This is a genomic window from Streptomyces hainanensis, from assembly GCF_004348415.1.
Classification (GTDB): Bacteria; Actinomycetota; Actinomycetes; order Streptomycetales; family Streptomycetaceae; genus Streptomyces; species Streptomyces hainanensis.
Map to the genome: position 1 here is coordinate 1 of NZ_SMKI01000214.1, position 13,025 is coordinate 13,025.

At 72.2% G+C, this 13,025-nt stretch carries 9 protein-coding genes and 1 pseudogene; 6 read left to right on the forward strand and 4 right to left on the reverse strand.

The window, feature by feature from the left end:
* Positions 1-32: 32 nt before the first annotated feature.
* The 4 genes from E1283_RS19950 to E1283_RS19965 all read right to left on the reverse strand — a co-directional run bounded on the left by E1283_RS19950 (position 33) and on the right by E1283_RS19965 (position 4,861).
* Positions 33-1,136, reverse strand: coding sequence for an alpha/beta hydrolase family protein (locus E1283_RS19950; protein ID WP_132819463.1), 1,104 nt, complete (start codon positions 1,134-1,136; stop codon positions 33-35).
* A 294-nt stretch (positions 1,137-1,430) separates the two neighbouring features.
* Positions 1,431-2,687: a glucuronoarabinoxylan endo-1,4-beta-xylanase XynC gene (xynC, locus tag E1283_RS19955; RefSeq protein WP_207930466.1), complete on the reverse strand. Its 1,257-nt coding sequence runs from the start codon at positions 2,685-2,687 to the stop codon at positions 1,431-1,433.
* Positions 2,688-2,882: 195 nt separating this feature from the next.
* Positions 2,883-3,566 carry a response regulator gene (locus E1283_RS19960; RefSeq protein ID WP_132819465.1) on the reverse strand — a complete coding sequence of 228 codons (684 nt, stop codon included), beginning with the start codon at positions 3,564-3,566 and terminating at the stop codon, positions 2,883-2,885.
* Entirely contained in the window at positions 3,563-4,861 is a 1,299-nt protein-coding gene (locus E1283_RS19965; RefSeq protein WP_425086203.1) for a sensor histidine kinase, read from the reverse strand. The genes E1283_RS19960 and E1283_RS19965 overlap by 4 nt, the downstream gene beginning before the upstream one ends.
* A 221-nt stretch (positions 4,862-5,082) precedes the next feature.
* On the opposite strand from E1283_RS19965, the gene E1283_RS19970 reads away from it, so the two are divergent.
* The 6 genes and pseudogenes from E1283_RS19970 (at position 5,083) to E1283_RS19995 (ending at position 12,956) form a co-directional block, all read left to right on the forward strand.
* The gene (locus E1283_RS19970) at positions 5,083-5,793 is read left to right on the forward strand and encodes an ABC transporter ATP-binding protein (RefSeq protein WP_132819467.1); all 711 of its coding nucleotides are present in this window, start codon (positions 5,083-5,085) and stop codon (positions 5,791-5,793) included.
* On the forward strand, positions 5,790-8,261 hold the full coding sequence (locus E1283_RS19975; protein ID WP_207930465.1) for an ABC transporter permease: 2,472 nt from the start codon (positions 5,790-5,792) through the stop codon (positions 8,259-8,261). Before E1283_RS19970 ends, E1283_RS19975 begins: the two co-directional genes overlap by 4 nt.
* Before the next feature lie 201 nt (positions 8,262-8,462).
* A pseudogene (locus tag E1283_RS19980) lies at positions 8,463-9,590 on the forward strand (pyridoxal phosphate-dependent aminotransferase); the annotation flags it as partial.
* A gap of 335 nt (positions 9,591-9,925) precedes the next feature.
* A complete protein-coding gene (locus E1283_RS19985) occupies positions 9,926-11,260 on the forward strand; it encodes a helix-turn-helix domain-containing protein (protein WP_425086204.1) in 1,335 nt (444 codons plus the stop codon).
* A gap of 62 nt (positions 11,261-11,322) precedes the next feature.
* Positions 11,323-12,132: a toll/interleukin-1 receptor domain-containing protein gene (locus E1283_RS19990; RefSeq protein WP_132819469.1), complete on the forward strand. Its 810-nt coding sequence runs from the start codon at positions 11,323-11,325 to the stop codon at positions 12,130-12,132.
* Positions 12,129-12,956 carry an nSTAND3 domain-containing NTPase gene (locus E1283_RS19995; protein ID WP_132819470.1) on the forward strand — a complete coding sequence of 276 codons (828 nt, stop codon included), beginning with the start codon at positions 12,129-12,131 and terminating at the stop codon, positions 12,954-12,956. The genes E1283_RS19990 and E1283_RS19995 overlap by 4 nt, the downstream gene beginning before the upstream one ends.
* Positions 12,957-13,025: the final 69 nt, after the last annotated feature.

The window sequence follows — 13,025 nt, forward strand, 5'->3', positions numbered from 1 at the left end:
GGCGCGGGGGGACTGGACCTGTGCGGAGGCGGTCAGGTCAGGCGACGCTGGAGGAACGCGACGCTGTCCGCCATGGACTGGTCGAACTGCGGGATGAAGGCGTGACGCTCGTCGCGGTACCAGTTGAGCTGGACGTCGACGTCCGCCTCAGCGAGCGCGGCCTCCGTGGCGCTGGCCCACTCGGCCGGGCACTGCTCGTCACGCGTGCCGTGGATCATCAGGACCGGTTCGGTGACGCGGGTGAAGTAGGGGCGGGGCGACATGTCCCGCCAGGCCGCCGCGTTCTCGTCGGGTGTGCCGTGAAGGCTCGCGAACTCGTCGGCGTAGTCGCCCGAAGGCCCGCCCCACTGCCGGTAGTTGTCCGACTCCAGCGAGGACTGTCCGGAGTAGACGATGCCGGCGTCGACGAACCCGGGCGCCATCACGAGTGCCTGGAGCACCACGCTGCCGCCCATGGAGCGCCCCATCAGGGCGATCTGCTCGTCGTCGACGGGCAGGTCGGACGCCCGGAGCGCCGAGACCGCGCCGAGTACGTCGACGGCGTACCCGCGGTACAACTGGCGCACCAGCTCGGGGTCGTCGTCCGATTCGGCGTGTTCACGGTAGTCGACGTGCAGTGCGACATACCCCTGCTCGGCCAGGTAGCCGCGCTCGCGGGTCATGCCCTGCCCGGTGACGTAGACGTCGCGCTCGATCCACCCATGGGCCAGGACGACCGCCGGAAACGGGCCCGGACCGGTGGGAACGTTGAGCACACCGGTGATGCGGAGTCCGTCACTGTCGTAGCTCACGTCATAGGAGGTGTAGGCCGCCGTCTCCTCGCGGACCCTTCCGAGGCGGACGGGTGAGGCGTCCGGCACCTGGTCGAAGTAGTCCGAGAGCGACGGGTGTTGCGCCGAGTCCTCGGCGTCCTCGGCGTCCTCGACTTCCTCGACTTCCTCGGCCGGGGTCGTGGGTGTCTCGGACGACGCTTCGGAGTCCTCGGATCCGGCTGTCTCGGACGGGGACGTCTCGGTGGGCGTCGAAGCCGCGGCGGGCCGGTCGCCGGCGGTGTCGCTCCCGGATAACGAGCATCCGGTGGCGATGAGCGCGCAGACCGACACGAGTGCGGCGGTCAGGCGGCGTCGTTGGTTCATGGCGTGCTCCTCGGATTCCTGGGACGAGTCCTCGGACGGGGGCCGGCCCAGCGGGACCGGCACCGGGCCAGCGGCGTCCGACCCTACGGGACGCCCACGCCCATGTCGTGGCCCTCGCCAACCCCGGCTGCGCTGACGGGACAGGGCGGCGACATCCCCACGTTACCCGCCGGGTGAGCGCCGGCGCACTGCCTGCCTGCTGAGGCTGCCGGGGCCCGCCGAGGGGCCGGACGGGGGATGTCGCCGCGCTGGCGCGGATACCCGCCGACCCGCCGCCGCGCACGCCGGTGTGCGCTACTCCGTCACGAACGTCGTCACGCTCTGCGCGGGCAACTGGCCGGTGAAGACGCCGTTCGACAGGCCGACCCGGCCCTGCGCCGCGAGCGTTCGGCTGCCGTCCGTCAGCCAGGAGGACACGCCGGCCGAGGAGGTGTTCCGCAGGGTGAACGGCTGGCTCACCGACGAGGTTCCCTTGTTGACGGCGACCACGACGATCCGGGACCCGGTGCCCCGGTAGGCCGAGACGTAGACGTTCGACAGGGGGTTCGGGGTCGCGTCGACCCGCACGTGCCCGGGGCGCACGAACTTCGAGAAGTGCGCCATGCCCGCGCCGCGCTTGCTGATCCGTCCGTCCTCCCGCATGGGCCCGTAGCCGCGCCGGATGTACCACCACACGTACGCCTGGAACTCGGCGTCCACCAGGGCCCGGTGGATGTGTTCCGCCACGTCCAGCGCCTGGGGCCAGAGGTCCGCGGAGTCGCTGCTGTTGGGGTGGTACACCTCGGTCATCCACAGTTCCTTGCCGGCGCCCCGCTGCTTGAAGAGGGGGTAGGGGAAGTTCTGGAACTGGGTGCCGTAGAGGTGGGCCCCGAGGATGTCCACGTTGGCGAGCGCCTGGGCGTCGTTGAGGATCGGGTCGGAGAAGCTCTTCACGTACTGGAAGGACTCCGGCGCGATGACCCTGGTGGAGATGGAGCCGGCGTTCTCCCGCAGGAACCGGATCATCTCGGTGGGGGTCCACCACGTCCAGTCGTGTGCGTAGTCGGGCTCGTTCTGCACGGAGACCGCGTACAGGTTCACCCCGTTGTTCCGCATGAAGACGACGAAGTCCTCGAGGTGTCGGGCGTAGGCGGCGTAGCTGTCGTACCGCAGGCGACGCGCGTTCGTCTGGCTGCCGCGGACGAACGTCTCGACCAGCTGGGCGGGCGGATTCCACGGCGACGCGATGACGGTCGCCCCGAGTTCGACGGCGCGGCGGGCGGTGGCGACCTCGCGTGTCCAGTTGTTCCGGTCCTCGTGGACGGGGATCCGCAGCACGGTGAAGCCCAGCTGCCCCTCGCCGTTGCCGAACGCCGTGTCGCGTTGGGCGGCCGTCAGGTCGCTGATCCAGACCGTGTGGTTCATGCCGCCGAAGCCGCGGATCGTCTGCCGCGCGGCCGACGGATCGACGATCACGTCGGCGGCGGCCGCCACCGGCGGTGCGCTCGACGCCGCCGCGCTCGACGCCGCCGCGGTCGGCGCCGCGGCGGCGAGCACCGGTAGGGCGCCCATCGTCGCCAGTACGGACCTTCGACTCGGCTGCTGTTCCCCGGTGACCGGGGAATCGTCCCGACGTGACGTCACTGTCTCTCCTCCTGAACGGTGGCGGGTGATCCGTTGAGCCGTCCGGGAGCGCTCCCAATCGCGTCCATGACAAGAGTGTCGGGTGGTTCGGCTGGTTGTCCAGTCGTGGGACCGGACACGCCCCTACTCGGCCGGCCCGTCCCGCTCGCCGGCGCTCACCAGCCCCGTCTCGTAGGCCACGATGACGGCCTGGGCGCGGTCGCGGAGCCGCAACTTGGCCAGCACCCGGGCGACATGGGTCTTCACGGTGGCCTCCGACAGCTGGAGCCGGCCGGCCAGCTCGGCGTTGCTCAGCCCCCTGGCCAGCAGCCCGAGCACCTGGAGCTCACGCGGGGTCAACGCGGCCAGGTCGCGGTGGATCGCCGCGGGGGCGCCGTCCCGGCGGGCGAAGCGGGCCACCAGGCGGCGGGTGATGGACGGCGCGAGCAGCGCGTCGCCCGAGCGGACCAACCGGACGGCCGCCACCAGGTGTTCGGGGGGCACGTCCTTCAGCAGGAAGCCGCTGGCGCCGGCGGACAGCGCCGCGTAGACGTAGCGGTCCAGGTCGAAGGTGGTCAGCATGATCACCCGCGGTTCCCCGGGAGCTCCGGTCAGGATGCGGCGGGTGGCCTCCAGGCCGTCGAGCTCCGGCATCCGGATGTCCATCAGCACCACGTCCGGCCTGGTGCGCCGCACCGCCGCCACCGCCTCGCCCCCGTCGGCGGCCTCGGCGACCACCTCGACGCCGTCGGCCGCCAGGATCATCCGGAAGCCGGTGCGCACCAACGTCTGGTCGTCGGCGATGAGCACCCGTGGCGGCTCGCTCATGGTTCCTCCCCCGGGGCCAGCGGTATCTCGGCCTCGACACGGTAGCCGCCGAGCGGGCGCGGGCCGGCGGTCAGGGTGCCGCCGTAGACCGACAGCCGCTCGCGCAGCCCGAGCAGCCCCCGGCCGCCGCCGTCGGCCGCGCCGGGGCCCGGCTCGCCACCGGCGTCCGCCACCGCGACCCGCAGCCGCTCGGTACCGTGGTCGACCGTGACCCGGACGTCCGCGCCCGACGCGTGCTTCACCGCGTTGGTCAGCGCCTCCTGGACCACCCGGTAGGCGGCGAGTTCGATGCCGGGCGGCAACGGGCGCGGCTCGCCCGCCACCGCCAGCTCGACCGCCACCCCGGAGGAACGCATCCGCCGCACCAGCGCCGGCAGCCGGTCGAGGTCCGGCTGCGGCGTCAACTCCTCGGTGCCGCCGGAGCGCTCGTCGTCCATGGTGAGCAGGCCCATCACGTGCCGCAGCTCGGACAACGCGGCCCGGCCGCCCGCCTCCACCTCCCGCAGCGCCGCGCCGGCCCGCTCGGGCTCGGCCGCCATGATGGTGCGGGCCGCGCCGGCCTGGATCACCATCACGCTCACGTTGTGCGTCACCACGTCGTGCAACTCCCGGGCGATCCGCGCCCGTTCGTGCTCGACGGCCCGGCGCAGCGCCGCGTCGCGCTCGCGTTCGAGCGCCGCCAGCCGGGCGTGGCTCTCGTCCGTCCGCCGCTTCCAGCGGCGCAGCCCGTCCGCCATCACGGCGATGGGAACCAGGATCAGCAGCGGCACGTACTCGTCGGAGACCACCGCGGGCACCGGCCCGGCCGGGATCACCGGCGACGCCGCGTCCCCCGACATGCCGAACGGCAACAGCGAGACCGGCAGGCTGGCCAGCGTCAGCACCCGGTAGGGGCTGTGGGTGGCGGCGCTGTAGACCGCCACGAGCAACGCGTAGAAGGTGAGCCGCGGCACCTCCTGCGGGGTCAGCATCGCCGCGACCTGCACCACCCACAGCACGGCGAGCGGGTAGCGGCGGCGCAGCGCCAGGGCGGACGAGGCGACCACCGCGAGCGTCACCAGCAGGGCGGCGTTCATCGGTTGGATGACGACGGACACGCCGTAAGGGCCGATCTGCCGCCGACCGTCCGCCGCGTCGAGGGCGTAGTCGATCATCGCGACGCCGAGCACCAGCGCCAGCAGCGCGTCCCAGGCCAGGGCGGACCGGGTGGGCCGCGGGGGCGGGCCGCTCGGACGCGTCAACCGCCCGGCGGCCTCCCGGAACCGCGCGAGGGGCGGCGTCCACGTGTTCGTCACACCGTTCATTCTGGTCGCGCCGCCGACCGCTGCCATCCACCCGGGAGACGGTCCGGCGGCCACGCCGTAGACCGGGGGACTACACCGCGGGGATGACGCCGCACGCCATCCTCCCCGCGCGGTACGGGAACTGCCCCGCGCGGCCGACGTGCCGGCCGGGGGAGCACGCCTAGCGTCCAGGGCTCGAAGGACGACCGACCCAGGAGCAAGGGAGCCCGACCATGACCACCCCGCTGATAGAGGTGCGCGGCGCCAGCCGCCGCTACGACGGTGGGCCGCCCGCGCTCGACGACGCCACGCTGACCGTGACCGCCGGCGAGGCGGTGGCGATCGTCGGCCCGTCCGGCAGCGGCAAGTCCACGCTGCTCAACCTGATCGCCGGCCTCGACCGCCCGGACGCCGGCACGGTCGCCGTGTCCGGCACCCGGGTCGACCGGCTCGGCGAGGCCGGCGCCGCGCGCTACCGGCGGTCCACGGTCGGCATGGTCTTCCAGTTCTTCAACCTGCTCGACGACCTGACCGTCGCCGACAACGTCACGCTGCCGGCCCGGCTGGCCGGCATGGCGCGCGGCCCGGCGCGCCGCCGGGCCGACGAACTGCTCGAAGTCCTCGGGCTCGCCCGGCACGCCGGCACCTACCCGGGCCGGCTCTCTGGCGGTCAGCGGCAACGGGTCGCGGTGGCCAGGGCGTTGGTGAACCGGCCGCCGCTGCTGCTGGCGGACGAGCCGACCGGCGCCCTGGACTCGGCCGCCGGCCAGGACGTGGCCGAGCTGCTGCGGGATCTCAACGCGGAGGGCCAGACCGTGGTCGTGGTCACCCACGACCCGGCGATCGCCAGGTCCTGCACCCGGCGCACGGTCCGGCTCGTCGACGGCCGGATCGTCGCCGACGACAGGGCCACCGCGGGCGCGGCCGAGGAGTCGGCCCGATGAGCGTGCTCGCCCTGGTCGTCCGGTCCGGTGTGGCCCGTCGACGGGTGCCGACCGTGGTGATCGGCCTCGCCACCCTGGTCGCGGTGGCCTCGGCGGTGCTGGCCGGCACCCTGTTGGCCGCCGCCCGGGGGCCGTTCGACGACGCGTTCGCGCGGCAGCACGGCGCCCACCTGACGCTGGGATTCGACGCCGGTGCCGTCACCGCGGACGAGCTCGCCGCCGCCGCGGCCGCCGCCGTGGCGGCCGACGTGACGGAGTGGGCCGGGCCGTTCCCCACCGCCACCATCGCCCCCGTGGTCGAGCGCGCCCCCGGCTCGCCGGTGAACATGACCGGCGCCGGCCGGCCCGGCCCGCCGCTGACCGTGGTCGGCCGGGCCGAGCCCACCGGCGCGGTCGACGACCTGGCGCTGACCGACGGACGGTGGGCGGCTGGTCCCGGCGAGATCGTGGTCTCGGCCGACGGGCCGCTCGGCGGCCTGCTGGGCGCCCGAATCGGCGTTCCCGAGCTGCCGGGTGAGCCGACGCTCGACGTGGTAGGCGTGGCCCGCTCCGTCACCCGCACCGCCGACGCCTGGGTGACGCCGCGGCAGTTGGCCGACCTGCTGCCCGCCGACGAGGCCGGCGGCTTCCAACTGCTCTACCGCCTGGCCGCCGCCGACACCGAGGAGCGGATCGCCGCCGCACGGGCCGAGGTGACGGCCGGCGACGTGGCGAACGCGGTGACCGGCGCCACGTCCTGGCTCGCCGTCCGGGAGACCGTCGAACGCGAGACCGCGCTGTTCGTCCCCTTCGTGGTCGCCTTCGGCGTGCTCGGCCTCGCCATGTCGGTGCTGGTGGTCGGCAACGTGGTGGCCGGCGCGGTGGGCACCGGGCTGCGCCGGATCGGCATCCTCAAGTCCGTCGGCCTCACCCCGACCCAGGTGGTGTGGGCGCACGCGCTCCAGGCCCTGCTGCCGGCCGCCGTCGGCGCCGGGCTCGGGGTGGGCGCCGGCCACCTCCTCGCCGTCCCGGTGCTGGCCGAGGCCGAATCCGCCTTCGTCACCGCGGGGTTGACCGTCGCCCTGCGGGTCGACGTCGGCGTGGTGTTCGGCGTGCTCGGCGTGGTGACCGCGACCGCGGTGGCCTGCGCCTGGCGGGCCGGCCGGCTGCGCACCATGGACGCCCTCGCCCTCGGCCGGGTGCCGGCGGCGGCCCGCGGCCGACGGGCCGCCCGGCTGATCGAACGCCTCCGGCTGGGGCGGCCGCTCGGCCTCGGCCTGGCCCGGCCCTTCGCCCGGCCGGCGCGCGCCCTGGCGATGGGCGCGGCCGTGGTGTTCGGCACCACCGCCGTCACCTTCACCGTGGGCCTCGCCGCCTCGCTCGTCGAGGTGACGTCGGCCAGGAACCACGACGAGGCCGACGTGATCGTCGACCTGCTGCGGCGGCCACTCGGCGGCCCCGGCGCCCCGGAAGGCCCGAGCGCCCCGGACGCGGTGGGCGGAGAGGAAGGGGAGGAAGGCGAGGAAGGCGCGGACGCCGGTTCGGGCGACCGGCCGGACCCCGGAGCGGTCGCCGCCGAGGTCGCCGCGGCCATCGAGGCCACGGACGGCACCCGCGCCTGGTACGCGACCGCCCCCGGCACCCTCACCGTCCCCGGCCTCTCCGGCGAGGTCGCCGTGAACGCCTTCACCGGCGACGCCTCCTGGGGCGGCTACCGGATGATCTCCGGGCGCTGGTTCGCCGGCCCGGGCGAGGCCGTGGTGCCCACCCCGTTCCTGACCATCACCGGCACCCGGGTCGGTGACACCGTCACCCTGGACGGCGGGGCCGGATCCGTCACGCTGCGGATCGTCGGCGAGGTCTTCGACCCCCGGTACGACGGTCGGCAGCTCTTCACCGACACCGCCAGCGTCGCCACCGCGCTGCCCGACCTCACCCCGCTCACCTACCACGTCGCCGTCGAGCCCGGCACGGACCCGGACCGCTACGCGGCCGAACTCAACGAACCACTGGGCCCGTTGGACGTCACCGCCACCACCGGCGGACTGGGCGACGGCGGCAGTCAGATCGCCGCGCTCAACGCGCTGGCCGGGCTCCTCACCCTGCTGCTCGTCGTGGTGGCCGCGCTCGGCGTGCTCAACGGCGTGGTGCTCGACACCAGGGAACGCGCACGGGAGTTGGGCATCCACCGGGCGCTCGGCATGACGCCGGCGGCGACCGTCGCCATGGTCGTCACCGGGGTGCTGCTGCCCGGCCTGGTCGGCGGCGCCCTCGGCGTCCCCCTCGGCGTCGCCCTGCACGACCTGGTGCTGCCCGCCATGGGGGACGCCGCGGGACTCGTCCTGCCCGACTCGATCACCGACGTCTACGCCGTGCCGGCCCTGCTCGCGCTCGGCGTCGGCGGCCCGCTGATCGCCGTCCTCGGCGCGCTGCTGCCGGCCGGCTGGGCGGCCAGGGTCCGCACCGCCACCGCGCTGCGGGCGGAGTGACCCCGGTTTCTTATCCACCTTGACGCATTCCGCGCTCCCGCCGCCCTCCCGGTGCCACCCTCGGGGACACCGGGGGAGCGGAGGGCTGTCGCCCCGGGCAGCGAAGTGACCGAGGAGGTCGTCGGATTGACCGTCGCCATCAACCCGTCGGAGGGCGCCGGTGGCCTCGCCACCACCAACGGCGGTGGCCGGCCCGACAACGTGCGGCAGCTGTTCCAGGCGAGCACCGCCCACAGCCCCTCGTTCTTCTCGCTCTCCCGAGCCGGCGGCGCGGACGGCACCGTCGACTTCTGCATCCCCTGCAACCCGTACTTCCCCACCCCGGCCATGTTCGACCGGCTGGCCCGTGAGCTGCGCGGCATCCTCACCTACTACCCGAGCGGCGCCGACACCATCGCGGCCGAGTTGTGCTCCGTGCTCGGCCTCAACCCGCAGACCGTCGCCATGGGCAACGGCTCGACCGAGCTGATCACCTGGATCGACCACCTGCTGGTCCGCGAGAGCCTCGCCATCCCGGTGCCCACCTTCGGCCGCTGGACGGACCAGCCCATGGAGACCGGCAAGCGGGTCGACATGTTCCCGCTGCCCGAGGAACGCGGCTTCGCCCTCGACCCCGCCGCCTTCGTCTCGTTCGTGCAGTCCAGGGGCTCCCGCACCGCCGTCATCTGCAACCCCAACAACCCCGACGGCGGCTACCTGCCCCGCCAGGCCGTCATCAGCATGCTGCACGCCCTGATCGACCTCGACCTGGTGGTGGTCGACGAGTCCTTCATCGAGTTCGTCAGCAGCGAGCCCAACCCGAGCGTCGCCCAGGAGGCGGTGCTGCTGCCCAACGTCGTCGTCCTGAAGAGCCTCGGCAAGAACTTCGGCCTGCACGGCATCCGCTTCGGCTACCTGGTCGCCAACCCGGCACTCGCCAGGAAGGTACGGGACGCGCTGCCCAAGTGGAACCTCAACTCCCTCGCCGAGTACGTGGTGTTCGCGCTGAGGGAGCACCGCCAGGAGTACCGACGGAGCCTCCAGCAGGTGCACGCCGACCGGCAGGAGATGCTGCGCCAGCTCAGCAAGCTGCCCGGCATCACCGCCTTCCCCTCCCAGGGCAACTTCATCCTGGTCAAGCTCCCCGAGGGCGTCGACGGCGCCCTCCTCCGCGACCGACTGCTCGCCGAACACGGCGTGCTGGTCCGCGAGTGCGGCAACAAGCTGCACAGCAGCAGCTCCTACCTCCGCCTCGTCGTCCGCCCCCAGGCGGACGTGGCGCGGCTGCTCACCGGCATGTGCCAGGTCCTCTACGGCAGCGACTGGTACGTCCCGGCGCCCGTCCCCGCCCAGCACGCGCTGCCGGCCGGCCAGGAGTCCCCCGGCTACTGGGGGGTGTGAGACCGCGAGCCGGTCACGAGAGGTTGGCTCTGCCTCGACAACAGTCGGCGCCGACCCTGTGAGGCCCCATGGTCCGAACCTCCGAGGCGAGTGGCAGCTCTTGGGGCGGTAGCACACGTGAGTGCTATCGGCACTTCGAATGTGCCTCACTGGACTCCGGCATCTCTTCGCTCTCTTGAACCGAGGACGCTCTCGACACGTTCGGCTGACGCCTGTTCGCTCTCCGTATGGGAAACGGGAAACAACCTCAGTCGCCTTGTCCGGCCGGTTCGGCCTACCGCAGTCTGTTAGGCGATGCCTCGGGGCCACTCGGCCAGAGCGGCTCTTCGGAGGCGTCCGCGCCCGGAAACGCTCCTCAGTTCGGGCCTGAGCTCCGCAGGTTACGCCTAGCGGCCGGGCTGACGCTCGATCGCCTGGCCACCCTGGTGCACTACAGCAAGAGCCATCTGAGCAAGGTCGAGACGGGGCGGAAACGTCCCACATCCGAGCTGGCTCGACTCTGTGACACCGCGCTCGAAGCCGGCGGCGTGCTCGCCGCCCTTGTGCCGGAGTGCGGGGTGTCCACCAGGCTCTCCACCACGAGTCACGACGGCGAGGTGTGGTCGTTGCGCATGAACAAGAACGGGACGAGTCGCTTCGAGGCCATCGGTCGGCGCCACGCGAGCGCGATCGGAGCCGGTTCGATGCTCGCGCTCGGTATGCGCGGGCCTCGTTCGTTCGCGGAAGCCGAGGGTGTGAGTCTGATCCAGGCGTCCCGATCGCTGTTCGCCCAGTTCCGGCGGCTCGGCCAGACCTCCGGCCCCGGGCTGGTTCTACCTCCGCTGATCGCACAGACCCACGGGATCGAGCAGCTGGCACTCCGATCGGGTCCGCGCACGAGGGCGCAACTGCTGGTACTCGCTTCGCGATTCGCGGAGTACGCCGGCTGGATGGCCCAGGAAGCCGGGGAGGACGAAGCCGCTCTGTGGTGGACCGACCGAGCCGTGGAACTGGCGCTCGCCGGTGGCGACTCGAACCTCGCGGCCTACGGCCTGGTGCGACGTGGTCTGGTCAGCTTGCTGCGCGGCGACGTGGCGATGGCCGCTGAGCTGGCGGAGCATGCTCTCAACAGTGATGCGCCGCCCCGGATCCGAGGATTGGCCGCGCAGCAGCAGGCACAGGGGCACGCCCTCAGCGGCAATCATCGCGCCTCCATGCGCAGCCTGGATCGGGCTCGTGAACTCTTGGCTCTCGATGGGGCGGATCCTGATACCCCGGTCCTCGGGGCCTCACACCTTCCCGACGTCGTATCGACCTATACCGGATGGTGTCTGTATCACCTTGGACGGCCGCAGCAAGCGGCCGAGCTCTTGGCATCGGAGACGGCACGCATACCGGCCCACGCGGTGCGCACTCGAACCCGGCACGGGATCCGACTGGCACTCGCCCACGCGGCGGGCGGCGAGATCGATCACGCCTGTGCGCTGCTGGGACCTTTGCTCGCACAGGCAGGCATGGTGCACTCCAGCACCATCTCCGCTGATCTCCGCCGTGTGGCCCGGGTCCTCGGCCGGCACCGGGGCCACACGGCAGTGCGTGCCCTCAGCCCAGACCTCACGGCCGCGCTGACGCACGCGTAACCCGGGACCTCGCGCCGAGCCGGCGACCGAACAGCGAACTCGAACCAAGGGAGAAATTCTCCATGCCTGAAGTGTTCATCAACTATCGCACGGGTGACGGTAAGGATGCCGCGTATGCGATCTACGACGAGCTCGCGCGCCGGTTCGGCGAGAGCAACGTCTTCCTGGCGGCTAGGTCGATCGAGCCCGGGGAGAACTACATCAACGCCCTCGACAAGGGAGTGCGCCGGAGTAACGTCCTGCTGGCGCTGATTGGTGAGCGTTGGCTGGACACCCCTGACCGGAGGCAGCCAGGGGCGCGGGCGCTCGACGACGAGAACGACTGGGTCCGTAGGGAGATCGAGGAGGCGTTCGACCACGGCGTCGCCGTCGCTCCGATTCTACTCGGCCGTACGGTGGGGCAGTTGGATCCAGACCGGCTTCCCGGCTCGCTCGTGGCACTGGCGGAACGCCAGTACCTGCGGTACACGCCGCGCACGGCTCGACAGGACCTTGCGGCGATCGGCGACTGGCTCGCCCGACAGGTGCCGGCGCTGGCTACGGCTGACCGCGGACCGGAGCCGGGAGCTGTCGACCCCGACAAGCAGGAGCGCTCGGACGGATCAACTGAGCCCGGTTCGGAGAAAAGTACGCGACAAACCGGGGGAATCGGCACCATCGGTAGCATCGGCACCGCAGGAACGATCCTCGGACACACCAGCGGCCCGCTGCACACCGGCTCGGGAAACCTGATCGAAGGCGACCAGATCCAGGGCGACCGGGTGACCGGGCCTCAGGCCAAGGGCGACGGGAACATCGTCGGCGGTCGGGAACACGGCGGGATCCAGCAGAACTTCGGCACGAGGCTCCGCCGGCCGGAGACCGGGCAATGACGGACCTAGGCACGCTGATTGGGCAGGGCGACGGTCCGATCAACACCGGCTCAGGACACCAGTACAACTACAACCTCAACGTACTGGCGGAGGCTTACCAGCGACTCGGCACGTTCGGCCAGGATGCCAGAGCGGTCGCGGAACGAGACCTCAACCTGCTGTTCCAGCGTTTCGTCCCGCCCCCACGGTTCGGCCGAGCCCGGCAGACGCTGCACGACCACGGCACCGTCCTGGTCTCGGGCCAGCCGGGAACCGGCCGACGCGCGGCGGCCAGGATGTTGCTCTACGAACTGGGCCCCATCAGCGTTCGGTTGCATGAGATCGACGTGGGCGGAGACCAGGACGCCGCCGGTCTGGACGGCGGCGTGGTTGGCGAAGGCGATCGCATCCTGCTCGACCTCTCGGCCACCGACTCTCTCCGCTTCGTTCGGCTGCGGCGTGAACTCTCAGCCTTCCGCGCGGTGATAGAGGACCGTGACGCGCGACTCGCTGTCGTTCTTCCGCCGAGGCTGAAGGAGTTCCTCTCTCCCGAACTCCTGGCGCTCACCGTGACCGTGGCACGGCCGCGGGCGAACGAGATGTTCATGCGCCACCTGCGACGGAACCAGGTCATCTCGTCCCCAGCCGAACTCACCTCGCCGAAGCTCGCGAAGTACATCTCCGAGGCGCCGATGCGCGACCTCGCCCGGCTGGCGCATTCCATCCGGGAGGAGCGCGACGCTGCGCCGGCGGCACCCTTCGCCGAGTGGTGTGGCGCGGCCCTAGGTGTTCTGTCCACGGAGGTTGGTGACGGACGACATGTGGTCGTGGTCTTGAACGAGTGAGGGCCTTCCGGCTTCGGTGTGGATTGCGACATCTCCACCGAGCATCAGAAGGCCCTCATGCCCCACCGT

What these genes read in the sequence shown, in the direction of transcription:
- E1283_RS19950 (WP_132819463.1), bottom strand. Translation starts at nt 1,136, where the DNA reads ATGAACCAACGACGCCGCCTGACCGCCGCACTCGTGTCGGTCTGCGCG.
- xynC (WP_207930466.1), bottom strand. Translation starts at nt 2,687, where the DNA reads ATGGGCGCCCTACCGGTGCTCGCCGCCGCGGCGCCGACCGCGGCGGCG.
- E1283_RS19960 (WP_132819465.1), bottom strand. Translation starts at nt 3,566, where the DNA reads ATGAGCGAGCCGCCACGGGTGCTCATCGCCGACGACCAGACGTTGGTG.
- E1283_RS19970 (WP_132819467.1), top strand. Translation starts at nt 5,083, where the DNA reads ATGACCACCCCGCTGATAGAGGTGCGCGGCGCCAGCCGCCGCTACGAC.
- E1283_RS19975 (WP_207930465.1), top strand. Translation starts at nt 5,790, where the DNA reads ATGAGCGTGCTCGCCCTGGTCGTCCGGTCCGGTGTGGCCCGTCGACGG.
- E1283_RS19990 (WP_132819469.1), top strand. Translation starts at nt 11,323, where the DNA reads ATGCCTGAAGTGTTCATCAACTATCGCACGGGTGACGGTAAGGATGCC.
- E1283_RS19995 (WP_132819470.1), top strand. Translation starts at nt 12,129, where the DNA reads ATGACGGACCTAGGCACGCTGATTGGGCAGGGCGACGGTCCGATCAAC.